The 26,697-nt window shown below is 32.3% G+C and carries 27 protein-coding genes; 9 read left to right on the top strand and 18 right to left on the bottom strand.

From position 1 onward, the window contains the following. Positions 1-129: 129 nt before the first annotated feature. The 16 genes from D3P13_RS08595 to D3P13_RS08520 all read right to left on the bottom strand — a co-directional run bounded on the left by D3P13_RS08595 (position 130) and on the right by D3P13_RS08520 (position 17,691). The gene (locus tag D3P13_RS08595; protein ID WP_117881387.1) at positions 130-858 is read right to left on the bottom strand and encodes a hypothetical protein; all 729 of its coding nucleotides are present in this window, start codon (positions 856-858) and stop codon (positions 130-132) included. A gap of 165 nt (positions 859-1,023) precedes the next feature. Further along, entirely contained in the window at positions 1,024-1,734 is a 711-nt protein-coding gene (locus D3P13_RS08590) for an aromatic aminobenezylarsenical efflux permease ArsG family transporter (protein WP_117881385.1), read from the bottom strand. Next, a complete protein-coding gene (locus D3P13_RS08585) occupies positions 1,735-2,172 on the bottom strand; it encodes a nitrophenyl compound nitroreductase subunit ArsF family protein (protein WP_117881383.1) in 438 nt (145 codons plus the stop codon). Between the two features lie 17 nt (positions 2,173-2,189). Further along, positions 2,190-3,167 (bottom strand): permease, encoded by a 978-nt coding sequence (locus D3P13_RS08580; protein ID WP_117881381.1) that lies wholly within the window; start codon positions 3,165-3,167, stop codon positions 2,190-2,192. After that, entirely contained in the window at positions 3,160-3,567 is a 408-nt protein-coding gene (locus D3P13_RS08575) for an OsmC family protein (protein ID WP_117881379.1), read from the bottom strand. Before D3P13_RS08575 ends, D3P13_RS08580 begins: the two co-directional genes overlap by 8 nt. 10 nt (positions 3,568-3,577) lie before the next feature. After that, positions 3,578-3,817, bottom strand: a complete 240-nt coding sequence (locus D3P13_RS08570; RefSeq protein ID WP_117881377.1) for a thioredoxin family protein — start codon at positions 3,815-3,817, stop codon at positions 3,578-3,580. A gap of 51 nt (positions 3,818-3,868) precedes the next feature. Further along, positions 3,869-4,174, bottom strand: coding sequence for an ArsR/SmtB family transcription factor (locus tag D3P13_RS08565; protein ID WP_117881375.1), 306 nt, complete (start codon positions 4,172-4,174; stop codon positions 3,869-3,871). Positions 4,175-4,589: 415 nt separating this feature from the next. Continuing rightward, positions 4,590-7,229 (bottom strand): alpha-L-rhamnosidase, encoded by a 2,640-nt coding sequence (locus D3P13_RS08560; RefSeq protein ID WP_198679997.1) that lies wholly within the window; start codon positions 7,227-7,229, stop codon positions 4,590-4,592. A 318-nt stretch (positions 7,230-7,547) separates the two neighbouring features. Next, entirely contained in the window at positions 7,548-8,645 is a 1,098-nt protein-coding gene (locus D3P13_RS08555) for a glycoside hydrolase family 76 protein (RefSeq protein WP_117881371.1), read from the bottom strand. A 107-nt stretch (positions 8,646-8,752) separates the two neighbouring features. Then, entirely contained in the window at positions 8,753-9,535 is a 783-nt protein-coding gene (locus tag D3P13_RS08550) for a GNAT family N-acetyltransferase (protein ID WP_117881369.1), read from the bottom strand. 412 nt (positions 9,536-9,947) lie between these two features. Further along, positions 9,948-12,269: a leucine-rich repeat domain-containing protein gene (locus tag D3P13_RS08545; RefSeq protein WP_117881367.1), complete on the bottom strand. Its 2,322-nt coding sequence runs from the start codon at positions 12,267-12,269 to the stop codon at positions 9,948-9,950. 298 nt (positions 12,270-12,567) lie between these two features. Then, on the bottom strand, positions 12,568-13,170 hold the full coding sequence (locus D3P13_RS08540; RefSeq protein ID WP_232829160.1) for a DUF6624 domain-containing protein: 603 nt from the start codon (positions 13,168-13,170) through the stop codon (positions 12,568-12,570). 215 nt (positions 13,171-13,385) lie between these two features. Continuing rightward, positions 13,386-14,144: a DUF6090 family protein gene (locus D3P13_RS08535; protein ID WP_117881361.1), complete on the bottom strand. Its 759-nt coding sequence runs from the start codon at positions 14,142-14,144 to the stop codon at positions 13,386-13,388. A 125-nt stretch (positions 14,145-14,269) separates the two neighbouring features. Further along, positions 14,270-15,184: a VOC family protein gene (locus tag D3P13_RS08530; protein WP_117881358.1), complete on the bottom strand. Its 915-nt coding sequence runs from the start codon at positions 15,182-15,184 to the stop codon at positions 14,270-14,272. A 249-nt stretch (positions 15,185-15,433) separates the two neighbouring features. Beyond that, the gene (locus D3P13_RS08525) at positions 15,434-16,459 is read right to left on the bottom strand and encodes a hypothetical protein (protein ID WP_117881355.1); all 1,026 of its coding nucleotides are present in this window, start codon (positions 16,457-16,459) and stop codon (positions 15,434-15,436) included. A gap of 224 nt (positions 16,460-16,683) precedes the next feature. Beyond that, positions 16,684-17,691 carry an aspartate-semialdehyde dehydrogenase gene (locus D3P13_RS08520; RefSeq protein WP_117881352.1) on the bottom strand — a complete coding sequence of 336 codons (1,008 nt, stop codon included), beginning with the start codon at positions 17,689-17,691 and terminating at the stop codon, positions 16,684-16,686. 351 nt (positions 17,692-18,042) lie between these two features. Here D3P13_RS08520 and trhO point away from each other — a divergent pair, with 351 nt between their 5' ends. The 3 genes from trhO to D3P13_RS08505 are packed head-to-tail and all read left to right on the top strand — an operon-like array spanning position 18,043 to position 20,563. Then, positions 18,043-19,074 (top strand): oxygen-dependent tRNA uridine(34) hydroxylase TrhO, encoded by a 1,032-nt coding sequence (gene trhO / locus D3P13_RS08515; RefSeq protein WP_117881349.1) that lies wholly within the window; start codon positions 18,043-18,045, stop codon positions 19,072-19,074. A 4-nt stretch (positions 19,075-19,078) separates the two neighbouring features. Further along, positions 19,079-20,326, top strand: a complete 1,248-nt coding sequence (locus tag D3P13_RS08510; protein WP_117881346.1) for a peptidase U32 family protein — start codon at positions 19,079-19,081, stop codon at positions 20,324-20,326. Positions 20,327-20,332: 6 nt separating this feature from the next. Beyond that, positions 20,333-20,563, top strand: coding sequence for a ferredoxin (locus D3P13_RS08505; protein ID WP_117881343.1), 231 nt, complete (start codon positions 20,333-20,335; stop codon positions 20,561-20,563). Between the two features lie 2 nt (positions 20,564-20,565). On the opposite strand, the gene D3P13_RS08500 is transcribed toward D3P13_RS08505, so the two are convergent. Beyond that, positions 20,566-20,757 carry a hypothetical protein gene (locus D3P13_RS08500; RefSeq protein WP_117881340.1) on the bottom strand — a complete coding sequence of 64 codons (192 nt, stop codon included), beginning with the start codon at positions 20,755-20,757 and terminating at the stop codon, positions 20,566-20,568. A gap of 38 nt (positions 20,758-20,795) precedes the next feature. On the opposite strand from D3P13_RS08500, the gene D3P13_RS08495 reads away from it, so the two are divergent. After that, positions 20,796-21,185 (top strand): pyrophosphohydrolase domain-containing protein, encoded by a 390-nt coding sequence (locus D3P13_RS08495; protein WP_117881338.1) that lies wholly within the window; start codon positions 20,796-20,798, stop codon positions 21,183-21,185. 89 nt (positions 21,186-21,274) lie between these two features. Here D3P13_RS08495 and D3P13_RS08490 read toward each other — a convergent pair whose 3' ends face one another. Then, a complete protein-coding gene (locus tag D3P13_RS08490) occupies positions 21,275-22,345 on the bottom strand; it encodes a branched-chain amino acid aminotransferase (protein WP_117881335.1) in 1,071 nt (356 codons plus the stop codon). Positions 22,346-22,430: 85 nt separating this feature from the next. Between D3P13_RS08490 and D3P13_RS08485 the strand changes: the two genes are divergently transcribed. The 5 genes from D3P13_RS08485 to D3P13_RS08465 all read left to right on the top strand — a co-directional run bounded on the left by D3P13_RS08485 (position 22,431) and on the right by D3P13_RS08465 (position 26,576). Beyond that, the gene (locus D3P13_RS08485) at positions 22,431-22,925 is read left to right on the top strand and encodes a DUF4920 domain-containing protein (RefSeq protein WP_117881332.1); all 495 of its coding nucleotides are present in this window, start codon (positions 22,431-22,433) and stop codon (positions 22,923-22,925) included. 111 nt (positions 22,926-23,036) lie between these two features. Further along, positions 23,037-23,402 carry a hypothetical protein gene (locus tag D3P13_RS08480; RefSeq protein WP_232829159.1) on the top strand — a complete coding sequence of 122 codons (366 nt, stop codon included), beginning with the start codon at positions 23,037-23,039 and terminating at the stop codon, positions 23,400-23,402. A 1-nt stretch (position 23,403) separates the two neighbouring features. Further along, a complete protein-coding gene (gene mnmD / locus D3P13_RS08475; RefSeq protein ID WP_117881325.1) occupies positions 23,404-24,069 on the top strand; it encodes a tRNA (5-methylaminomethyl-2-thiouridine)(34)-methyltransferase MnmD in 666 nt (221 codons plus the stop codon). Between the two features lie 57 nt (positions 24,070-24,126). Beyond that, positions 24,127-24,738 carry a DUF4230 domain-containing protein gene (locus D3P13_RS08470; protein WP_117881322.1) on the top strand — a complete coding sequence of 204 codons (612 nt, stop codon included), beginning with the start codon at positions 24,127-24,129 and terminating at the stop codon, positions 24,736-24,738. Between the two features lie 221 nt (positions 24,739-24,959). After that, a complete protein-coding gene (locus D3P13_RS08465; protein ID WP_117881319.1) occupies positions 24,960-26,576 on the top strand; it encodes an OmpA family protein in 1,617 nt (538 codons plus the stop codon). Positions 26,577-26,697 lie beyond the last annotated feature (121 nt).

Genomic DNA, 26,697 nt, shown 5'->3' with positions numbered 1-26,697 from the left:
CGTGCCTCTTTTACATAAGCAATTAGTTCTTTAACAGTATTTTTGTGAGCTACACTTTATAAAAGTTCGCGGTGCATGGTACATTTTTATTACATAAGTTCAGTTGTAAGATTAATATAAAACACGTAATTAACTACTTTGTATTATCTTAATAATGATTCTAATAATAATAATTGCAGTTACAATATATGCCCAAACTGATTTCTTCTTTGAGTTTTTACCATTCTCTATGACTTCATTAACTCTTTTTTGGTATTCTTTAGTATCTAAACTGAAATCAGTACACATGCTTTTAAAAGTTGGTTTAACAAGAGTTAAAGAACATACCATTCCAACATTTTTATCAAAAGTTCTATTTGTACATAATTTACATACTTCTAATCTTTGCTTGTCTGTTTCAAAAGATTTATGTTTTAAAGATTCTAAGTCATAAACCAATTCGTCATTTTTAACCTTAAGAAAACTGCCAAATGTCTTTTTTCTAAGAATAAAAGAATGAATTAGCAAGCCAATAGTTAATATGCTGATTAGCATTGGAATTAACCATATAGTAACTTTAAAAGTTTGATAACTTAGAGCAATAAAAAAAATACTTCTAACAATAGGAATTACATTTAATGCTATAAATACATAGCTGGCATACTCTAAATTTTTAAGACTATTATTTTGTTTATTTTGTTCAAATGCTTTGTTTATAAAATAAATGTAAATGGAAAAAATAATTAAACCGGCAAAGCTTATAAATCCAAAGGGATTCATTATAATTCCAAATCCATATTGAACTATGTTGCCTATTTGTATTAGAATTAAAGTAGAAAGTGCTATAATTAATGTAGTAAAAGTATTTTTCCAAGTCATTTTTTTATTGGGTTGATTTAATGAATGCAATTCGGTAGTGCACTTATTAACGTAACCAATGGCCTTTTATTTGCATCATCGTTTTATTGTGAAATCACTTCTAATAACAGTTGCTCTATTCCTTTTATGGTTTGGTGTAAATGTGAATGCCTTTTTAGTATTTATCTATTCCAATATTCCTGTAAAAATGGAAATGTAATACAATCCAGTCAATATAAAAACTGGCCCTGCGACTGTTCTCATTATTTTTTCAATTTTCGTTATTCTGTTGTAGAACACACCTATTTTCCCTGCTGTAAATGCTAATAAATAAGTGAAAAGAATTACAGGTAATCCTGTTCCGAATGCAAATATTATAGGCAAATAAAGTCCGTCTGCTGATGCAATGGTCATCGGGATTAACATACCAAAAAACAAAGCTCCACTATATGGACAAAATGCCATTGCAAAAATGACACCTATTAGAAAAGAACCTAACAAACCTTTATCCTTGAATTTTTCGGATAGTTTTTCTTGAAAATTAGATTTTCCGAGGAAATTGAGTTTAATAACGTTAAGCATTATCAAGCCGATTATGATTAATAATGGTCCTAAATATTTTTCTCCGTTCTGATTGAAAAATCTAGCTATATGAAATTTACTTGCACCAAAATATAGAATTAATCCAATGGCAGTATAACTAAAACCTCTTCCTAAAGAGTATAATAAACCACTCAAAAAAACTTTCCGCTTACTCGAAATATTTTTAGAAATAAAGGCTGTTGCCGTTATGTTGGTTGCCAAAGGACACGGACTAATGGCTGTCATTAGTCCGAGTATCAATGTGGATAATATGGGAATGTTGTAATTCTCTAAAAGGGATTGTAGAAACTCCATTTAGAATGTTTTTAGCTCAGTATCAATTTTCGTTTTTAGTTCTTTAGAAAAAGCATCTTTGTCATTTCCTTCCATAAAGGCAAATTCTGTTAAATCAATTTGTTTTTCTTTACCATTTTTTATCACATTAAGAATCAAAGCTGTTCCGGAGGCTTGAAATTTTTCAGCAATCTTTTCGTTCTCCTTTTTATCTACATCAATAACTTGAAATGTGATTTCTTCAGTTTTTAATTGCTTTGAAAAGTAAGTGTCTAATGTATATTTTGTATTCGCTTCAATGGCTTTACAGGTCATACATCTATGAGTAGAGTGGAAGTCCAATACTTCTATTTTTGAAATGGATTGGTCTAAAGATTGATCGTTTTTTTTGCTTTGTCCATTGCAGGCGGTTAGCATTAAGCCGATAGTTAAAATGGTTAAAAATTTGATGATTTTCATTTTTATTGTTTTATGGTTTATAATAATATGTTGAATAAATATCCTGAAATGATAATGCAAAGTGTTACAACACCAAAAAAGATCGCAATGAGTTTGAAGGTCATTACCTTTTTTAAAAGCATCGCTTCTGGTAATGATAGCCCAACAACACCCATCATAAATGCAATGGCTGTGCCTAGGGGAATTCCTTTGGCTACTAAAACTTGGGCAACTGGTAATATACCTGAGGCATTTGAATACATGGGTACGGCTAATAGGGTAGCAATTGGCACTGCAAATAGATTGTCTTTAGCCATGTACTGTTCAAAAAAACCTTCAGGAATATAACCATGCATTAAACCACCAACCGCTATTCCTACAATGACATAGGGGATTACACCTTTAAGGATTTTCAGTACTTCATCCCAAATAAAGGGCAATCGTTGTTTTAAGGTTTGTTTTTCTGCAATAAAAGTATCTTGATCTTTTTGTGCATTTGCCAATACTTCTTTTACCCAAGGTGTTAAATAGGATTCCAATTTTAATTTTTGAAGAATTACTCCAGAAATAGTTCCTAACAAAATACCACTTACCACATAAATAATGGTGGTTTTAAGTCCGAATAACCCAACAAAAAGTCCTATGGCAACTTCGTTCACTAAAGGTGACGTAATAAGAAATGCAAAAGTGACACCCAGTGGTATTCCTCCTCTAACAAAACCTATAAATAAAGGGACTGATGAGCAAGAACAAAAAGGTGTAACTACACCAAAAAGACTTGCCATAAGATATTCTAATCCGTATAATTTATTTCTTGACAGATAGTTTTTAACCTTGTCTATGGGAAAGTAACTATTGACTATTCCCATTAAAAAAATAATAACAAAAAGTAAAATTAAAATCTTGGCGGTGTCGTAAATAAAGAAATTGAGGGCTTCTGCCAAATGTTGTCCTTTGTTCAAATTTAAAATATCATAAACAAACCAATCGGCTATATTTTGTATCCAGTCAAACATTTTCAATTGTGTTGATAGTCCCCGAAATGGTACAAGATAATTTAACAGTGTTGTAGATGGTACCAAATTTTTCAATGTTCTTTTTTAACAAATCGGTATTCAACTTTTTATCGTTGCTGTAGATAATCAAATTGTAAACGATATGGTCCATTCTTGGCGGATGTTCAAGACGTGTAGCATTTACGTCAAGTGTTGCTTTTGAATACGTGAATTTCATCATAGCTGAAAACCGTTCTACGTTTTTAAGCATACAAGCAGCAAATGAACCCAAGAATAATTCAGCAGGATTTGGCAAGGTTTCAGCAGTTTTTAAAGTGGTGCCGAATTCTATATTTGATTCTTTTATATGAATAACACCATCTTCATTTGAGATTGAAGACGCTTTGATATGATAATTCATAATATAAAATTTATGATTTTAAAAGCTTCAATACTTCATCTTTTGATGGGATTCTACCTTTTATTGTAATAACATCATCTATTACTAATGCGGGTGTGCTCATTACGTTGTATTTCATGATTTCCATGATGTCTTCAACTTTTTCTAGGGTAGCATCAATATTGTTTTCTGAAATAACATCTGTAACAACACTTGTCATTGATTGACATTTTGGACAACCAGTACCTAATACTTTAATTACTTTACTCATAATATTTAAATTTGTTTATCGCAAATAGGCGATATGATTATTAAAAAAATATCAATCAAAAAATTGTTGAAATAATGTTTTTGCAATCTTCCAATTTTCTTGATCAATACAGTACTTTATTTTTGGCGGTTTTAATTCTCCTTGAATTAGACCCGCATTTTTTAATTCTTTAAGATGTTGAGAAATTGTAGATTGTGCTAATGGAAATACTTCAACCAAATCTCCAGTGAAACAACAGGATTGATTTTCAAGATGCTTTAAAATAGCAATACGTGTTGGATGTCCCAAAGCTTTAGCAAATCTGGCCAAAGCTTCTGTGTTTTCCTTGTATTCTATATGCTCTAAACTTCTTTTCATCTGATTATGTTTATTGTTTTTATAGGTTAAAGGTAGTTATCAATAAACATTTATTTTAATGCCAACTCATCCAATAGGACTCATTTTATATTCACCATCGTAAATGTACGATTAGTATTTTATATAAATGTAACTTAGGTTACATTTATCTCAATTTCTCTTTCTTTGAGAGATTTTTAGGGTAAGGAAAATAAGCTTACATTAGATCAGCCTCGTGGTTATGAAATCGCATATCGGAAAGACCTTTTCATCTGTTTTATTGATTACTACAACAATGGATGATACTTTTAAAGTGTCTCGTCCTATAATATGGTTACAGGTTAAAATTATACCGACACTTCAGGGGGTATAAGTAGGACTGAACAAGCAATTTCGTATAGCCATTGATGTGTTTTCGTATCTTATTCTAACGCGACTAATTAATTTCAATATTGTAAGTTCCAGATTCTAAATTTAAATGAATTAGTCTGTGTTCTTTTTTCGAAATAAACTGATGCATATTCTTTGATATTTTATTTACTTTTAGCGTAAGACTACATCCACTATTAGCTGGAATTACGACATGATAGCGAATCTTATTATCAATTCTTTTCCATGAACTCGTTATTTCACCCTGTGGGGAATTGAACTTGGCTTCAAAATAATCTAATCCTTTTACAAAGTTTGGTTCAAGTAAAAATTTTCTAAAACCGGGATTATTTGGGTCTGACTTAATACCACCAAGTGCCTTAAAATACCATGCACTTATTTCCCCAAACATAATATGATTGTGAGAAATGTCATTCTTTTCCTTTTCCAAATCCCAATTTTCAGGTAGGGTTTTAAATCCATTTACAATCCACCAGCCCCATGAAGGAAACGTTTCCTGCGAAGCCACTTCATAGGCTAATTCGGCATAACCATTATCACTTAAAGCATTAAGAATAGTTTTGCTACCCAAGAGTCCAACATTAATGTGTTTATTATCTTTAATTACCCTATCTGCCAAATTTTTGGCAACTAGTTCCTCTGCACCTTCAGGGACCATTCCCCAATGAAGGGAGATGCTGAGTTCTGTTTGTGATCCTTTACCATATATGCCAGTTTCTTTGTTAAAGTATTTTTTATTGAAGGCAGATTTAATCTCTTCTGCCAGTTTTGAATATTGAACAAAATCAGATTCATATCCTAAAAGCTTTGCGGCTTTAGCAAGAATAGAAACGTCAACAAAATAATAAATGGAAGATGTATATTCAACAGGAGGTTTTGATGTAACCGGTATCCAGTCTCCTAATCCCCAAGTAGTCAAATTGCCTTCACTTATTTCGGTAATGTGATCAACATACCTTTTTATGTTTAAATAACAATTTTCCAATAGTGTAGAATCACCGTAAAACAAATAGATGTTCCATGGTATAATAGCGATGGTGCTTGTCCAGTCTGGACCATTCCCCCAATCATATCCCCATCCACTTGATGGAATGATGGATGGCAGAACACCGTTTGCTTGTTGTTCGTCCCTATGGTCTTCAAGCCATTTTTCATAGACTGTAATTCCATCAAAATTATAAAGTCCGGTTTCATTTGCAATATGGGCATCTCCTGTCCAACCATTTTTTTCTCGTTGAGGACAGTCTGTAGGGTAACCAAATAGATTTGATAAATACGAGTTATTTGTAGCTTCCCAAATTTTATTCAAGGTGTTGTTTGAACTATTTATATAACCAATTTTTGGTACATCACTATGCAATACTATACCTGTCAAACTTTCTTTTGTCAGTTTTATAGGCTCGCTACTGTTTACCTCGACATACTGAAAGCCCTTATAATTAAATTTTGGAGAAAATGTTTCAATTCCTACACCTTTGAGGGTATAGATATCTGTTTGAAAGGGATCGGTATTGTCTGTAGGTCTGTAATGAAGGTTAATGTTTGATAAATTTAAGTTTCCTTTTTTGTCAAGAATCTCCGAATGAATTATCCTAATTTCAGTTTGTGGTTGCCCTGAAACACTGAGTTTTGTCACTCCTGAAATATTTCTGCCTAAATCAAAAATATATTTTTTATCACTTATTTTTCGAATACTTTTTGGTACTATTTCTTCAATAGCTCGAATTGGATGCAGTTGCTGAGAAACAATGTTTTTTGAAGGTGCCTGCGTTACTATGCTATTCTTCCATAAAGAATCATTAAAGCTAACCTTATTATATCCAACTTCCTCAAGATTCGCATTGTATTGTTCTCCAGTATAAATACTGTTTAGAACAACAGGACTTAAAGATGTTTTCCAACTTTTATCGGTAGAAATAATTTCTATCGTTCCATCAGTATATTCCAACCTTAGATCCAAACAGAACCGGGGTCTTCCTCTCCATAAAGCTTCATGAAAATTCCAAACGGCAGTTGATTGATGGTTATACCAACCGTTTCCTAACAATATACTTATGGCATTCTTTTTCTTGAGCAAATTGGTAATGTTGTAGGTAACATATAGATTTCTAACGTCAAAACGTGTAAATGTAGGATCAAGCTGGTGATCTCCAACTCTAACACCATTTAGTTCAAGTTCGTACAATCCAGCTACCGCAGTATAAATGTAGGCGGATTTCAATTCTTTAGAAAGGGTAAATTCTTTTCTAAAATAGGCTGCTGGTTTTAATGAAATATCATTGGTATCCATAATCCAAGATCCTTTCCAATTGGAAGATTGTATCATTCCAGTCCTGAAATTAGCCACCTCAGAGGTAGAATGCCTTTTATTGTCCTTATTCCACACAGTTACCGCCCAATAATAGGTTGTAAACGGTAATAGTTGATTGCCTGTATAGCGTGTTAAAGTTGAGTTGCTGGAAATTTTGCCCGTATCCCATATTTTGCCAATTCCTACTGCCACATTAGACGAATCTATATCGATCACTATTTGGTAAGATGATTGTAACGCACCTCTCTTTTTATCTTCTATTTTCCAAGTAAATCGAGGGTTCTTGACATCAACGGCGATCGGATTTTCCAAATACTCACAACGTAAATTACTTGCACTAAATTCATTTGTTTGGCTACGAGTTATTGTTGACATAAACAAAAATGTCAATAATAAATAATGATATTTCATGTTCTACTCTATTGATACGTTAAATAACACAATTTTTTATCGATATATTGTGTTCATTTGATATGAGACACAATAGGTTCGTAAATAATTAGTTCGTGGTTAAGCAACTAATTTAGTAAATAAAAACCGTCCCGACGCTTAGATTGAAATTCCGAAGTCTCAGAACGCGAGCCTCGATTCTTCGTGTTTCATAAATAGGCGAGAATTAGCAATTGTATTTAAAGGGTCTAAGTTTGTTTTTTAAAATAAGATATTACAATAGTTGGGGTCATTAACAAATTCTTAATTGCTACCACTTACAATCATAGCGGCATTAAAAGCATCAAGTGCAGAGCTTTGGCTTGATGCATCGGTTTTTTTTGGATGAGCATTCCATATACCACCTATTTCATTGTTCGTTGAATCTCTGGCAACAGACCAAATAACATCGGCATTTTTTAAGATAAACGTTTTGTACGCTACTCTTGGTGACGTAGCGTATAGAAATCCCAAATGTCGCATGAAAATGCCTTTAAATTGAGTGGCGTCACCATTAAGATTTGGTTCTTTTGGATCTTTTAGAATCCCATTTTCATAAACCATATGAGTAATGGTAGCATTAGCAATTTTATGAGCCAAGTCTAACAGTAACTCATCATGTTTTTCTTTATATAATTCTACTAATGCACTCAAAATCATACCTTGGTTATACGTGTGGAAACTTCCAACGCTTACTTCACATTGCTTATTTAAACCATTTTCTACAAGATGTTTTTCATTTAACATTCCCGAATTCATAAACCATTCTAAGGTGTCTTCTGCCCACTCAAGATAATTTTTCCCAAGTGTTTTGCCTCCACCTCTTTGATGTAAACGTATTGCACTCAGCATAAATAGTTCATTTTGTACCGCTGATTTACCAATCTTTGGTTTTTTCCAATAGATACCACCGTCACAAACATCATCCCAGCCTGTTGCCATATCATTAAAAGTGATGCGTGCCATTTTAAGGTATTTGTCATCTTTTGTAAGATCAAAGGCGTCGATCCAAGCTAATACCCACCAACCCTCATCATCGTAATAGTCATTGATAAAATTTCGGCAAATCCAATTGTCTTTAGGGTCAGGCATTTCAACTTCAAATTCTTTACAGGTCTCAAAAGAATTTTCAATAACATTGAGATATTTCTTAGAACCTGTTATTCTAGAATAATCAATAATTGCAGTCAATGCATTGGCAGCATTCCACCAACTTGTCGTGTCATACAACCCAGTATCTGTATTATACCATTTTTGCAACGTAGTAATTGTAGCATCTGCATATTCATTATACTGCTCGTTTTTTTTACAGGAGTGGAGCAGCAGGCTTAAGATGATAACAATTACAGTTGTCTTTTTCATGTTTTTATAACTAATTTATTGTTTTATTTTAAATATTTTTTATCTCAGTTCTTTGCGGTGCTTAGTACTTCTTTCTATTTCTATTTCTATTTCTCTCTATCTGTATTTTAAAAAGTAATGTCAAAAATAATATTAGAACAATAAAACCCTGATTTTTCAATTGCTTTTTTTGAAGCTATATTATCCAATGTTGTTGAGCAAATCGGTTTTCTATCAGATTTTAATACTCTATTTACTTGCATTTTCATTACTTGTGTTGCAATTCCTTTGCCTTGATAATTTTTGTTTACTATAATTCCTAAATCGGCAATCTCAGGTTGTGAATCGCTCATTCTACATTCACTCGTGGCAATAATAACATCCGATTCCTTAATCATAAAAATCTCTTTTCTTGAAACAAGGTTTTCAGTATAACCAAAAGTATCATCCATTCCAACCTGTTCTTTCAAAAAAGCTTTAATAGTTGTAATATCATCAGGTGAAACTAATTCTATATTCAATGTTGAATTTACCTTAATTGCTGTATTTAAATGCTCAAAACAGAAGGTATTTGCCTTGGTAGATTTAGAATGAAATAGGCATGCATTGAATCCAATAGGTTCATTTGAACTCAGACTTGCAGAATTTATCAGTTTTAAACTTATTAACTCATTAATTGCCTTTTCCATTACATAAATAGATTCTTCTAAAAGGAAAATCTGTATAAGTGTATTTTTTTCATCAATACAGCAATAACCTATTTGAGAATTATTGTGTTCAATTAAATAATGTTGGGAAGATGCAATATAGAGCAACTCCCACATTGCGTCAATTGGAGCAGTCAATCTTTCATAAAGTTTAACTCTTAAGTTTTTTATTTTTTCTTTCTTATCGGTCTTTATAAAATTCACAATTCTACTCTTTTATTTTTTTCTTGTTAAAATTTCGTGTTAATTTCTATTGTCACGTGCTATAACATGGCTACAGGGTAATCTCGAATCTTCGGGATAATTTATGCTATAAATTTAGATGCCATATTTGCTGTTTTAAAGTCTAAAGATAAGTGATATCTTATTTCATTCTATAAATTAAAACAATTTTTACTTGTGTTACACCTCAGTAATTTGTTGGTGGTCGTTATTTTTTATTCAAATCATATATTATATATTGATGCAAATCTCATCAGAGTTAAAAACTTCCGAATTTGGATAATACCTCCTTTGTATCAAAGTAAATGAGTCACAAAAATTAATTCAAAACACCTAACGAATTTGCTCGAATAAAGTTTTTTAATAACCTCAAACCAATACATATCATATTGCTTTATTCATAAATTCTTAGTTCATTATAAAATTCTTCAAAGGTTTCATAAACAACATCAAACTGGGTAGTATAATCAAAAATTACAACGGGATATTTAGGGGAACTTGTATCTACAAATAATACATATTCACAGAACGAATCAAATAATTTAACCCGCTCTAAATCAACAGCAGCTAAGGCAACGTATTGCGGGAATCTTACCAATAATTCTTCATCAAAATTCTTCATTTCGAGCATCCCTAACATATCATAAAAAGAATCAAAATCATCTAAACGAAAAGTCATATCACCAAATTCTAAGGGGTCGCCAATTTCACAAGTCATCCCTTGCGGTTTTTCTTCTAATGCTTGGAATGTTTTATAACATGCTTTGTACCTAGCGAGATCAGCATCAGATATGACCTCTTTTTCATTTGGAATATTATTTCCCTCATGTTTTAAATCACGCAATTTCGGGAGGTTTTCAAGTGGCTTAATATCTACGATTTGGTTATTATTAAGCATAAGAATTTCTAGTTCCATCAAATTCTCTAAAGCGTCAATCGTTTTAATTTCATTGTCATTTAAACGAAGTGAATAGAGCCCATCCATATTTTCGATCGGCTTTAAATTTGAGATTCTATTTTCATTTAATTTTAAATAGGTTAGATCTATAGAATGTTGAAGAAAGGAAATATCCTCAATCTCATTATTGCTCAAATTTAAATCAATTAAATGCGTTTTATCTTCTAATCCTGTACCATCGGAGATCTCATTCGAAGATAAATCCAACTCAGTAAGACGACTTAGATCTTTTAAGGCTGTTACGCTTGTTATTTCATTGGTTTCAAGATTTAGATTGTTCAATAAAGTGAGCTTCGCTAATGGTTCCAAGTCGGAAATTTCATTGTCGCTTAAATTTAAGAACAGCAATTCGTGTAAAGGTTCTAAAAAGCTGATATCCTCCAAGTCATTACAAGAAAGATCTAATTTTCTGAGACTTGATAAGCTCTTGATAAAACTAAAATCTTCAATATCTGTAGATTCTAAAATCAAAGAAGTGAGACTTGTTAAACCAGATAATGGTTTTGAATCGTCCAATGAATTCGAAGAAAGATCGAGTGTTGTCAGTTGAGAAAAGTTCTCTAAAAAAGCGATGTCTGTGATTTTATTATCCGATAAATCTAAGTGTTTTAATCCTTTTAGACTATCAAAGAATTCAAAGGTCTTAATTTTTGTATTTTTTAGTATTAAGGATTCAAGTTGAAGTTGCCCCAAAAAACTAAAGTCGGAAATTCGCGTTCTTTCTAAGTTCAAAGAGGAGAGCTTTGTTAAGGCTGCTAATGGTAATGAATCGGTGATTTTAGTTCGAGATAGATCTAGTGTTGTTAGCTTGGGTAAGGATTCTAAAAACGTCATATCCTCTATTTGATTCCTAGACAAATTGAGGTGCTTAAGCCCTTTTAGACTTTCAGAAATTTCAAAAGCCTCAATATTAGCATCGCTAAGGCTTAAGGATTCAAGTTGCATTTTTCCTAAAAATTTAAAATCGGAAATTTTAGTTATGCCCAAGTTTAAAGTGGTCAGTTTTGTTAAATCTTCGAAAGGCTTTGAATCACTGATTGCAGTATAAGAGAGATCTAGTGTCGTTAGTTGCGGTAGATGATCTAAAAAGCTCAGATCCTCGAAACTGTTCATCGACAAATTAAGCTCTATTAGATGGGGTAAGCTGTCTGAAATCTTCACCTCAGTGATGTAGTTCCTCGACAAATCTAGGTTCCTTAATTGGGTTAAGCCATCTAAAAAATTTACCTCCGTAATTTTGTTCATCGGCAATTCGAGGTGCTGTAATTCCTTTAGATGCTCTAAAAAACCAAAATCTTTAATATATGCTCCTTCGAGTGTTAACGATTCAAGATTAAGCTTTGCTAAAAAATCAAAATCCTTCAGCTTATCTTCATAACGAATGGACAGCGATTTCAATTTAGGGAACTGCTCCAAAAATGTGAAACTTGTGATTTTATTTTCAATGAATTTCAAAGCGGAAAGATTTGGTAGACTTGCCAAAATCTTAAAATCTTGAATCTTACAATACGAAAAATCAATGCTTGTTAAATTCGGTAAATTTACTAAAGTTTTTAAATCGCTTGTTTTAATACGATGTAATCTTAAAGTCTGCAAATTTGATAGTTCGTTGATGAAATCAAATTCAGAAAGGTCTTCGCCTGAAATATTCAGATCGACAATCTGTCCTTTATCATTGAGTCGAAAACTATTACTGTAAGGTGAGTTTTCTTTAAAATTTGCATTCTCTAGACGTTCTATTGCTTTTTTATCTGGCATATTTCTTGACTAAATTTTTTAATGTAAAAGGTTCACTGAACGTCCTCTAGTTACGCTGTCATTTTTATAGGGATACTTTTTGATTATTGTATACCTATTTCTGGACGGGTCATAGAAAAGTATAACGGTCATGTATAAGGTTTGTTGCATGTTCTAGGTACCTAACTTAGCAAAAATGGACTAAAGGGGAATTGGTTAATACATCAGCTTAGCGAACTGGCGTTAGCAACGTAAGTAAGTGTTTAGATCTAGGCAATTAAATATACTTGCGTTACACCTCAGTTCTTGTAGGCAATAGTTATTTTTCCTTTTGAGTAATACTCCATTCGATACCTCTTTCTTTTGCAAAACTTTCAATTCCAGCCAGATTAATTTCCTTTCTTCTCTTGTTCACAAATTCGGGTTTTTCTATTTCGAAAAAAATTGCATTTCCATTTTTATCATTCGTAGTCTGCGACCCATAGATTTGTGGTTTTTTGTTGTTGACAAGCATTCTGTCAATCAATCTGGCATAGTGCATTGGCTGAGATTCCTTTCTTAAAACAGACTCTTTCATTAGTGGAGCATACTTTTCTTTTGTCTCAATCGAACTATGTTGGATTATACTAAATAGAGCACCATTTGCTAATCTACCAACTTGATTACTTCCAAGCCATCCGTATTTTTCAAGCATTTTAATAAACTCTATTTCAATTCTTTTATCCTGTTCTTCAACAACTTTCCAGAAGTATTCCATTTCATCCGAATCTTTTCCAAATTTCTTTTCAGCATCTTGATACAATCTTCTGAAAAGTTGGTCTTCCATAAAAAGGGTTTCGAGTTTAGTTTTCAAAGAATCCAATTTCTTTTCATTTGGTTGCTCTAGTTGACCATAAATTGATGAAGAGAAAATGATAATCATAAGTATAAAAAATATTCTTTTCATATTTGTGTTTTAATTGTTGCTATCATTTGGAATATGTTTTGTGGCGAATATGAAACTTCTAATTTAGTAAATAAAAACCGTCCCGACGCTTCGTGAGAAAATCCGACCTGCCACGCTTTTGGGCATGGGAGGCCTTTTGTGAAATGTTTAAAACCAAGCAATTATTTTTACACGGCTTATGTTTACTTTCGTTATTTTTCTTTTAATTCGTTATTTATAATTTGAATCATTCTTTCCATTTTATCAATAAAAAGCTGTTCATCTACTACATTCTCTTTTCTCCAAGCAAGTATATTTGCAAACAAATCCTCCATTTCACGATTACTGAAGAACCATTCATAATCTGATGAGTAGGTACCTTTTGGGAATTCTTCATATGTGCCAGTAGTGGCTAAACCATTTAGACAGTTTATTTTACCATCTGTCGCTGGCCAAAAACGCTCGTTTAATAGTCTTCTTATAAATCCATCTTCTTGATTCGCATCTATAATCATAGATTCAAAAGATGAGATGTACGATTTCAATTCAGAATTTTGTATGTAGTCTATTTTGTTTGATGAAATCAATGATTTGACGTATCCATCTTTAGCTTCGAATGAATATCCGCTCAAGACATTTGACACCAGAGAATCCAGTTTAAATTCTGAAATATTAGAAATATTAGTTCCAAAGAGATTTAAAAGATAAATACCATCATCGAATCCTTTCTTATGACGATTATTAATCTCTTTGAGTTCCACAAGGTTGTGCTTTAATTCAGTTTCTAAACTTTTAAGAATCTCTATTTCAGAATTTTCAATTTTTCGTTGTTCATTCCAATTATTAATCTGTAATGCAATTAAAATTCCGATAACTACAAGCACAATTTCTCCAATGGCATATTTTAAATATTTTCCAGTTTTTCCTTCGGAAAGTAAATTTTGTCTAATTTTTCTAAAAAAATTTATCATTTATTAGCGGTTTTGTCAAAATGTTGCTTAATGTCTTGAATATGTTTAGTTGCGTGTTCTATGCAACTAATTTAGCAAATACGAACCGAATAGGATTCCGAAGTCTAGGAACTCTATTCGGATTATCAGTGCCAAATACCTTCGGGAATTAGCTTTTCCTCTACTATTTCTACTAGCAGACTGTCAGGACCTCTAACAAAAAAACTTTTCATACCATGAATAGGATCAATTTTTATATCATGAACAATATCTAGCCCATCAGATCTCATTTTATTCATTAGAAACTCAATATTTTCAGTTGAAAAACCAATATGATCGATGGCACTACCATCAGTTGGTTTAATTTCTTCGTTAGACCACCATGATTCTTCCTCAACAGGTTTGCCAAATACAATGATATTAATATTATTGACGTTTAATAAATTCCATTTCCACCGAAGCTCGTTTTTCTGCCATTGCTTCGCTTCTTCATATACTGAAATCAAGCCAAGATGGGATTCAAACCAGTTCATAGTTTTATTAACATCCGTTGATAGTAAATGTATGTGTTCAAATCTATGGTTTTTATTTCCTGTATAGACCTCTACGACTTCATTCTCTGGGCCACGAAAGTACATCCAAAAATTATCGCCAAGGGGCGTAATGGGAGTATGTACTGCTATTCCTTCTTTGACTCTCCAATCAAATTCAGATTGACCATCTACACCTGACCAACCAATATGCCATAAACTAGAACCTAAATGTGTTGATGGTGCAGTATCGACAAGATTCATTAGTAAAAACGATTTTTCCGTAAAAAGAGCATCCACTCGATCTCGGTATTTTACTTGAGTTGCACCAAAGTATTTTTGATAATATGCAATAGTTGAATCTCTGTCTGTAACATTTAGATGGACATGATGGAAATTGACTTTACTTAATTTCTCAGTATCTTCGGATTTTTCAGGTAGCTGTTTACATCCAATAATTTGAAATATTAGAACAGTGAAGACAATCAAGGTAGTTCTATATTTTATGTCATACAAAGTATTCGGATTCATTTTTTTAAATTGGTGCCAACGTTTGGCTATGTGCCGTTAATTTTCTCAGTTAAAGCAATAAAGTTAATAGATAAAATACGAACCTTTTCGCTTTTAAAATATTTTTTTACGTAGCCCTTGCGTTTCCCCAAACAATACCTACTAAGAGCATGAGTTGTTTGAAGAAAAAATGTTTTAAAGGCACTTGCCCAAAACCCAATAAATATGCGGAAATTAATGGCATATAACCGTTGTTACCTGCAGTTTTATTTATATGTCCAATTCATATTCCAGATTGTTTAGGTCATATTCACTGAAGTTCATCTTTTCTATTATTCCGCTGTATGTTTTGTCAGGATATTTCTTCAAAGCTACCCAAATATATTCTTTGTGATATTTCAATGCTGATTCCGTTGCTTCATTTAGAGTTAACTCTAACAATTCTCTTGATTCTTCATTTTTGTATTGAACTAATGCTTGGTACAATACTCTGATTAGAGAATAGTCAAAATTTCCTGATTTCTTTATTTGTTTAAGGTGAATATTCTTAATAGAATTCCAAAATACCTTATCTGGATAATTTTTCACCGCCCTTAATCCATATTCTTGAATAGAAGTGTATTCATGGTGTAACAAAGTGTCTATGATTTTAAAGTCTTCTATCTTTTGAAATTTTGCAAGCCCGACAACTGCCGATTTATTGCCGCCCAAGCCTAGGTTTCTAATCCTGTTATAATTTTCTTTCTTAGGTTCAATATCCTCTAAGAGACCATTTTTATAATCACTTATTATATTCGGTTGAAATAATATTAGACTGTCAAGGATGTTATTCTGTTTATCAGTTATGTATTCATTCTTTGGTCCAAAACCTAAAACAGATCTTATGAAATAATCATTGACCTGTGTCTTATTCCCAATGCACCCATATTGAGTATAAACTGCTGAACTGTCGGTTAAACTAGATTTAAGTATTTCAAAAGTATTTTTATTTTGTTTTCTTACTAATAAATCAAAGGAATAACATTTTATAATAGGATGCGGATGTTGAATTAAGAGTACCAATTCTTGTTCTGTCGCATTTTTCTTGAATTCTATGAAATTGTCCCATTGTTCAGGCCTGGAACCAGATTCGCCAACAAATGGACCTGTAATTTCCCCATATTCAATTAACTGGTCTATAATTTTCGTGGTATTATTACTTAATTCATTAGCATGCACGAAGTTAGTTTTTGAATTATTAATACAAGAATTCAATAGGATTAAAAAAAACATAAATAAAAATATTTTATTTTTCATATTGCAGGTAACAAGTGGATATGTGTTATATGACACATATATCTATTATATCAGCAAGTTAGTAAATTTCAATGAAATCGTAGATAGGTAAGGGCTAAAGTATCTCTTTCACTATTCCGTTACCATTTGTTAACCGTTAAAAACGACTAAGCCGCTGTAAAATAAAAAACCGTCTAAAATCAATTTTAGACGGTTTTTTTAGTGTAATTTGAGTAAAAAGATAGTTAAGACACTACTTTAGTATTTACTAAATTATGTTCCATTAAATACTCAGCAATCTGTATGGTATTTGTTGCAGCACCTTTACGCAAATTGTCAGAAACTATCCACATATTTAAAGTCTTAGGTTGCGATAAATCTCTTCTAATTCTACCCACAAAAACATCATCTTTACCATGTGCGTAAATTGGCATTGGGTAGGTATTGGTATCTAAATTATCTTGCACAGTAACTCCAGGAGAATCACTTAATAACTTTCGTAATTCAGAAACATCAAATTCATTTTCAAATTCAATATTTACAGCTTCACTATGTCCTCCAACGACAGGTATTCTAACTGCAGTTGCAGTAACGGCTATGGTATTGTCATTTAATATTTTTTGAGTTTCGCGTACCAATTTCATTTCTTCTTTGGTATAGCCATTGTCTTCAAAAACATCACAATGGGGTATTGCATTTCTGTGAATAGGGTAGTGGTAAGCCATGTCGCCTTTTTCACCTTTATATTCATTTTCCAATTGTTGTACCGCTTTTACACCTGTACCCGTAATAGATTGGTACGTAGAAATTACCAAACGTTTAATTCCGTATTTTTTATGCAACGGAGCCAAGGCTACTACCATTTGTATCGTAGAACAATTGGGGTTGGCAATAATTTTATCGTTTTCAGTTAAGGTATCTGCATTAATTTCTGGTACAATCAATTTTTTTGTAGCATCCATCCGCCAAGCTGAAGAATTGTCAACTACAGTTGTACCTACAGCAGCAAATTTTGGAGCCCATTCTAATGAAGTATCTCCACCAGCAGAAAATAAGGCAATATCAGGTTGCATATCAACTGCATCTTGTAAACTTACAATGGTATATTCCTTATCTTTAAAGGTTACCTTTTTACCCACTGATCTTTCAGAAGCAACAGGAATCAATTCTGTTAACGGAAAATTCCGTTCTTCTAATGACTTTAACATTACGTTGCCTACCATTCCGGTAGCACCTACAACTGCAATTCTCATATTCTATAATTTTATTATTATAATGCAAAGGTCATAAAAAGTTTATCACTATCGAAAATTAATGTGGTAAAAGTTCAATTTTTATCAAATTAGATTAAAATGTTGAATTTTACTCCAGAAAAGAGCTAAAACCTTTACTTTTGCAGCATATACCATTTCTGTTTTGAAATTACGGCATAAGAAAATGAGGATTTTTTTCTTTATACGAAATAGAAAAATTAAGCATAGCCATAGTTATAGTTTCTTTTTATGTTCCAGTAGAAATTAAAAAAGGGCATTTTATTGTGGTCATTTTAATACAAAAATGGTGTTAATATTGAATTTTCTTTAACAGTTAAAAATTGGTATAGCATGCAACTGTACAATACATTAAGTGCCAAAGAAAGAGCAACGTTAATTGAGCAAGCAGGTAAGCAGCGATTAACCTTGTCTTTCTACGCATATTCCAAAATTGGTAATCCCACTTTATTTAGAAACCATTTATTTGTGTTATGGAACGAACAAGACGTGCTTGGTCGTATTTATGTGGCACACGAAGGTATTAATGCACAACTTTCGGTACCTGCCGATAATTTTAATCACTTCAAAACAAAGTTAGACGCCATTCCGTTTTTAGAGAATGTCCGTTTAAATATTGCCGTAGAGCAAGATAATAAGTCCTTTTTAAAGCTAAAAGTTAAAGTACGAGATAAAATTGTAGCTGATGGATTAAACGACGATACGTTTGATGTTACCAATATTGGTGTGCATTTAAAAGCGAAAGAGTTTAATGAATTGTTGGCAGACCCAAATACGGTTTGTGTAGATATGAGGAACCATTACGAAAGTGAAATTGGTCATTTTGATGGAGCCGTTACCCCTGATGTAGATACCTTTAGAGATTCTTTAGATATTATTGAAGAAGATTTAAAAGAGCATAAAGAGGATAAAAATTTGTTAATGTACTGTACCGGAGGAATCCGTTGCGAAAAAGCCAGTGCCTATTATAAACACAAAGGGTTTAAAAATGTGTTTCAATTGGAAGGTGGAATCATTGAGTATGTGCGACAAGTAAATGAAGAGAAATTAGAAAATAAGTTTGTAGGTAAAAACTTTGTTTTTGACCACCGTAGGGCAGAAAAAATTTCTGAAGATGTAATTGCCAATTGCCATCAATGTGGTACTCCATGTGATACCCATGTGAATTGCGAAAATGAAGCATGTCACTTATTGTTTATACAATGTGATGCTTGTAAAGAAAAAATGCAAGGTTGCTGTTCAGAACAATGCCAAGAAGTGCATAATTTACCTTTTGAAGAGCAAAAGGAATTGAGAAAAGGAACTCATAATAGCAATAAAATCTTCAAAAAAGGAAGGTCTGAAGTGTTAAAGTTTAAAAAATAAAGCCATGCAGAAAATTGAATTAATGGCTCCTGCCGGAAACTTTGAATCGTTACAAGCTGCTATTGATAATGGTGCTGATTCCGTTTATTTTGGAGTAGAGCAATTGAACATGAGAGCCAGAGCTACTATTAATTTTACATTGGATGATTTAGAAGAAATTTCTAGCCGATGTAGCAAAAAAGGTATTCGTACCTATTTGACCTTAAATACAATAATTTACGATCATGATTTATCGATTGTAAAAACCTTAATAACCAAAGCTAAGGAAGCTGATATTACAGCGGTAATAGCGATGGATCAGGCCGTAATTTCGGTAGCGAGAACTATCGGTATGGAAGTGCACATTTCTACGCAAATAAATGTAACCAATATAGAAACGGTTAAGTTTTATGCCTTATTCGCTGATACGATTGTATTGAGTAGAGAATTGAGTTTACGTCAAGTAAAAAAGATTACAGAACAAATTGAAAAAGAGCAAATAAAAGGTCCTTCAGGGAGGTTGGTTGAAATAGAAATTTTCGGACATGGAGCTTTGTGTATGGCAGTTTCAGGTAAGTGTTATATGAGTTTGCATTCGCATAATTCAAGTGCTAATAGAGGAGCCTGCAAACAAAATTGTAGAAAAAAGTATACTGTTATTGATCAAGAAACAGGCTTTGAAATGGAGTTGGATAACGAATACATTATGTCTCCTAAAGATTTATGTACCATCGATTTTTTAGATCAAGTAGCAGATGCAGGTATTAAAGTTCTAAAGATTGAAGGTAGAGGTAGAGCTCCTGAATATGTAGCCAGCGTAATAAAATGTTATAGAGACGCTATCGATAGTCTTGCTAAAGGTACCTATGATAAAGAAAAAGTTATTGGATGGATGCAGGAATTGGAAAAAGTGTATAACCGTGGGTTTTGGAATGGTTATTATTTGGGGCAAAAACTGGGGGAATGGAGTACAGGTTCTGGGTCGCATGCCACACAGAAAAAAGTATATGTAGGTAAAGGGATGCACTATTTTCCTAAAGCTAACATTGGTGAATTTAAGGTGGAAGCGTATGACATTTCTGTTGGAGATACAATTTTAATTACCGGCCCAACAACGGGAGCTCAAGAAATGAAAATAGATGAAATGTTTATCAATGATCAAAATGGAACTACGGCTACCAAAGGAGATTCTGTTACTATGCCCTTAGCGTTTAGAATTAGACCGTCAGATAAATTATATAAAATTGTAGCAACTGAATTTGCTCAAGCTTAATAGGTTATGGTAATTGTAACGCTTCAAAGAGCTAAATGTATAGGGTGTAATTATTGTGTGGAGCTGGCTCCTAGCCAGTTTCAGATGTCAAAAAAAGACGGAAAATCAGTATTGCTTCAGGGTGTTGAGAAAAAAGGCTTTTTTACGTTAAAGTCGCCAGACCATTCTATTTTTGAAAGTAATATAAAGGCAAAAGAAGCCTGTCCGGTTAAGATTATTTCGGTAAAGGAGGTATAGATCTAATTACCGTGTAACATAAAAGTCAATACACCAAAAATAGCAATTACGGCAATTATTGCAAAACCTACAACCCAAACATTTTTATAATATAGTTTATGAAGTTTTAAGTCTTTTCTATAGCTCCATGCTATAAAAATGATAAAAGCTATTGCAAATAATATCCCAAAAACAGCTTGTCCTTTACTAAACATTTTTCTCTTATATTTATCCCTACAAAAATAGAACAATAATGCAAGATAAAATAAAAGCTGTCAAAGAATTTCACGAAGCCTTCGGTTTGGGGGTTGAACATAAACCTATAGCCAACTTATCGCCAGATAAAATAAAACTACGTTTTAACTTAATGGACGAAGAGAATAATGAATATTTAGAGGCTGCTGAAAGTAACGATTTAGTGGAGGTGGCAGATGCCTTGGGCGATATGTTGTACATATTATGTGGAACCATAATAGAACACGGTATGCAACATAAAATTGAAGAAGTATTTAATGAAATACAACGCAGTAATATGAGTAAATTGGGTGAAGATGGAAAGCCCATTTACCGTGAAGATGGCAAGGTTTTAAAAGGTCCTAATTATTTTAAACCGAATATCGCAGAGATTTTGGATAAAAAGTAAAACCGATTTTAAATCTTAGATTTAAATTAAAAAGGGTAAAATTTCTGTTCCATAGAAATTTTACCCTTTTTTATATTTTATTCTAATGTCTATTTGACAAGATACCTCCAGCCAAATTTGTCTTCAGATCTATTATACTGAATGTCCGTAATACGTTTTTTAAACCGTGCCGCATAGCTGTTTTCAATTTCTGGTAATTCATAGTCTTTTCCTCTATGACCAAACAATGAAATTGGCGAAATAACAGCAGCTGTTCCCGCTCCAAACATTTCTTTTAGGGTTCCGTTTTTAGAAGCTTCCGTTAATTCAGAAACGGTAAATTTTCGTACTTCAACAGGTATGCCTTCGTCTTCTGCTATTTTTAAGATGCTTTTTCTAGTAATACCATCTAAGATTCTGTCGCTAGTTGGGCTCGTAATTAAAGTATCTCCAATTCTAACAAAAATATTCATGGCACCCGCTTCTTCAATAAACTCATGCGTATTGTCATCGGTCCAAATTACCTGATGGTAACCTTTTTCAACGGCTAATTGTGTAGGATAAAACTGGCCAGCATAATTTCCTCCAGCTTTTGCAAAACCAACACCGCCATTTGCAGAACGAGAATATTTTTCTTCAATTAATACTTTTACATTTCCTGCAAAATAAGCTCCAGAAGGAGCACAAGCTATTATAAACTTGTATTCAGTTGAAGGTGAAGCATGCAATCCGGTACCAGTAGCAAAAATAAATGGTCTAATATATAATGAGCTTCCCGGTGTTTGAGGAATCCAGTCTTTTTCAATTTTTAATAAGGTCTCTAAGCCTTCCATAAAATAATTTTCAGGAAATGGAGGCATTGCCAATCGCTCAGAAGATATGTTGATACGTTTTTGATTTTCTAAAGGTCTAAATAACCAGATGTGATCTTCCTCATCCTTATAGGCTTTCATACCTTCAAAAACTGATTGCCCATAATGGAAAATTTTTGCTGCAGGGTCTAAGCTAATATTCTGATAAGGTATAATTTGAGGTGTTTGCCATTTTCCGTCTTTATAATCGCAAACGAACATATGATCAGAAAAAGTTTGACCAAATGGTAAATTGTTAAAATCAACTTGTGGAAGTTTAGATTTTTTAGTTTTTTCTATGTTCATATTTAAAGTAGTTGCTGTACTCATAACGCTCTATTTAGGTAACAAAAGTAGCGATTCTTGCCTAAAATTAAGTTTAAAACTATATTTTTGTATAAAAATTATACACATTATGCGAAAATTAGTATTGTTGACATGTTTTTTGGCTATGGTAGCCTGTAAAGAGGAGAAAAAAGAAGTTGAAGATAAAGAGCAAGCAAAGATTGAATATGCTTCTTTTGGAGAAAAAATTACAGACGAAAATGTTATTTCAAAAGAAGAAATGGCAGCAAAGTTTGAAAACCTTAAAGCGGGAGATACCGTTGCTGTAAAATTTGCATCAAATATTAATGAAGTTTGTAAAGCAAAAGGGTGTTGGATGAAATTGGATTTAGGAGATGCTAAAGAATCTATGGTTCGTTTTAAAGACTATGGCTTTTTTGTGCCTTTAGATGCTGATAAAAAAGATGTTATTGTTAATGGTAGAGCTTATGTGACAGAGACTTCGGTAGAAGAATTACAACATTTTGCGAAAGATGCTGGTAAAACAGAGGAAGAAATTGCAAAAATTACGGAGCCAAAATTCACTTATGCTTTCGAAGCTGATGGTGTTTTGTTGAAACCCTAATTAAGTATATAAGTTCAACTACTTATTCTTATTTTAATGTTCAAATTAATAATGCATAAATCGTTCTGTTTTTTGTTTACTGTTTTGTTGTTAGCGGCATGCAGTAAACCTGTGAAAAAGGAAAAAGTAGGGCCTGAAATGAAAATGTACGAACCATCTGAAATGGCTTTGTTAATGCGACAAATGTATGAGTTTAATAAACTGACAAAGGCTCAAATTATAAATAGAGAAAGGTTATCTGCGTTTCCAGAAGAGTTTGTGAAAATTCACAACGCTATAATGACCGATCCAGATGAACGCGATTCTGAATTTGATAGTTTGGCAGTTCAATTTGTGAAATTTCAAAAAGCAACATATTCAACAAAATCTGATTCTACGGCTTATTACTTTAATCAATCGGTAAATAGTTGTATTGCTTGTCATCAAACACGATGTACAGGTCCCATTCCTAAGATAAAGAAACTTATAATCAATTAGTTTGAAGAGAGAAATAATGATTACCTCAGATGGGTCTACAACAATCCATTTGCCAGATTGGAATGAGCAGTACCATTCTAAACACGGAGCTATTCAGGAAGCTTATCACGTATTTATTGATAAGGGGTTTAATGAAATTGCTTTAACGGAAAATATTTCCATTTTAGAAATAGGTTTTGGAACCGGCTTAAACGCTTTTATTACCTATTTAGAATCGAAAAAATCGATACGCAACATAGATTATGTTGGCGTAGAAGCTTATCCCGTTGAAAATGAAGATATTATTAAGTTAAATTATGTTACTGAATTAAAAGTTGAAAATGAAAAACCCATTTTTGATGAAATGCATACAATCGCTTGGGAAAAAGAACATCAGCTATCAAATGAATTTAGTTTAACGAAAAGAGAACAGTTTTTTGACGCTATTGATGATGTAAATCGTTTTAATTTAGTCTATTATGATGCCTTTGGTGCAAGAGTACAACCAGAGCATTGGACGGCGATAATGTTTCAGAAAATGTATAATGCTTTAAAGGTAAATGGAATTTTAGTAACGTATGCTGCTAAAGGAAGCGTGCGAAGGGCAATGCAAGAAGTTGGTTTTACGGTTGAAAGGTTGCCTGGCCCTCCAGGTAAAAGAGAAATGTTGAGAGCTATTAAAAGATAAACCTATTTTCAACATTCGATGCAATTAAATACTGCGTACAAAAAAATAAAATAGTTTATGGATTTCATATTAGGAGTGCTTATTGGAATACTATTTTTAGGAATAGTTGTGTTGTTATTTAGTAAACGGTTTTTTAAAAATAAATCGGAAGAGCAATCTGTAGTGCTTTTAGAAAAAATAAGAAATGTATCTAAAATGATTACCGTTGAAGGTGATTTTTCTGAAATTATGCATTTTGAAGATGTAAAAGGCGTGCTGTTAAACTTGGTAAATAGTAAAAAGAAGGCTATTGTACTTGCCAATGCTAAGGTTTTAATTGGGTTTGATATGAAAAAAATTAAGTTACAATCAAAGCCTGAAAAGAAAAAATTAATCCTTGAACATTTTCCCGAGCCAGAAATCTTGAGTATTGAAACAGATATTCAATACTACGATGTAAAGCATGGTTATTTTAATAAGTTTGCGGCGAAAGATTTAAGTGACCTAAATAAAAAAGTAAAAATTAATATTGAGAATAAAATTCCAGAAAGTGAACTGCTAGTATCTGCAACCTCTAAAGCACTTGAGACTGTTAAAATTATAGAGCAAATGGTAAGTACTTTTGGCTGGAAATTGGATTATAATGGGCTGGAATTTAAAGAAAAAGTCAAAATTGAAGAAAAATTATAGAAAATTTTAAGAAAAATAATATCCTTTAAGCCTTTTATTACAAGTCTTTTACGACAATTTTGGTTCTAATTTAACAAAAGGTAACCATGATATAATATGTGTTAAATTTTATTTGTTAAATTTGTTTTTTGAAATCTGACTCTTTTTTAGAATTTATCCCCTAAAAATTCAGTACTTATAATTGTGGAATTATAAAATATACTTACAAGAAAAAAAAAGATATGAAAAAAATAATTACCTTAAGTTTATTGCTTTGCTCCTTCTTAATGATGGCACAATCAACGCCTGGAAAACACAGTATTAAGTTATTAAAAGTTAATACAAAAAATTCAGATTTTGGACTTAATTTTTATGGTAAAGACCGTGTAGTTTTTGCCTCTCCTACTGAGAAAGTAGCAATTATTCGAAGAAATTGGGATGGAAATGACCAACCTTATTTAGATTTATTTGTTGGTGATATTGACAGTACAGGTCAAATTATTAACAAAAAGAGTTTACGTGGTGATGTAAACAGAAAACAACATGAAGCTTCTGTTACGTTTACAAAAGATTTGAAAACAGTTTATTTTTCTGCTAATAATTATGACGCGAAAGGAAAATCGGTAAAAAGTTCAAAAGGAATTGATAATATTCAACTCTACAAGGCATCAGTTGGTGTTGATGGAGCTTGGACAAATGTTAAAAAATTAGATTTTAATTCTGATGAATTTCAAACGGGTTTACCAAGTTTAACTGTTGATGAGAAAAAATTATATTTTGTTTCTGACAGACCGGGGTCTATAGGTAAAACCGACATTTGGGTAGTTGATGTTAATGAAGATGGAACGTACAGTGAACCTGAAAATTTAGGTGAAGAAGTTAATACAGAAGAACGTGAAATGTTTCCTCATATAGATGCAGATAATGTATTGTACTTTTCTTCAAATGGACATGCTGGTTTCGGTAACTTAGATTTGTTTGCAAGCAAAATCTATGACCATACGATATCAGAGCCAATTAATTTAGGGGAGCCATTAAATAGCCCTAAAGATGATTTTGCTTATATCTTAAGAGATGACACGCAAGGTTATTTTTCTTCAAACAGAAAAGAAGGTAAAGGAGATGATGATATTTACTCTTTTAAAGTTGATGAAAAACTTTTTATAGAATGTTTGCAAACGGTTAAAGGTGTGGTTAGAGATAAAGTCACACAAGAATTATTACCAGGTGCTCTAGTCTCTATTTTAGATAGTGAAGGTAATCAGTTACAAATAACTGCTGCGACAGAAGATACTGCAGCATATACATTTGATGTACCTTGTGATAGCGAGTATACTTTAGTCACTATGAACGATGGTTATTTAAAGTTAGACATAGAAGTTAGTACTGTTAATGATTTAAATGCCCCAGCAATAGTACAGAATGTTGATTTAGAGCCTGAATTTAAATTAGTAGGTGATGAGGTATTAGTGAATATTAACGTTATTTATTTCGACTTTGATAAACACAATATTCGTAAAGATGCGGCCGAAGAATTAGATAAAGTTGTTGAGGTATTAAATAAATACCCAGATTTAAGAATTCATTCAGCTTCACATACTGATTCTAGAGGTCCAAAAGGATATAACCAAAAACTATCTGAACGTAGAGCAAAATCTACTGTTGAGTATATGATAGCAAAAGGAATTGATCCAAGCAGACTTACTTATGAAGGCTTAGGAGAATCTCAATTGGCTAATAAATGTGCTGATGGAGTTAGATGTTCTAGTGCAGATCATCAATTAAACAGACGTACCAATTTTACTGTTGAAAAAGAAGTGATTGAAGAAACAGAAATTGAAGAAACAGTAATAGAGTAAATAATTTAAACGATAATTTTAAAAAGCCATCTCAATTATTGGGATGGCTTTTTTAATTTGTAAAAGTGAAAATTTATAGCCAAGCCATTTTTTGAGGTATTTTAACTAGAAGCTTTTCTTA

The organism is Aureibaculum luteum (genome assembly GCF_003449015.1).
Taxonomy (GTDB): Bacteria; Bacteroidota; Bacteroidia; order Flavobacteriales; family Flavobacteriaceae; genus Aureibaculum; species Aureibaculum luteum.
The sequence above is the reverse complement of the archived record's forward strand: the minus strand, read 5'-3'. Positions and strand labels throughout refer to the sequence as shown.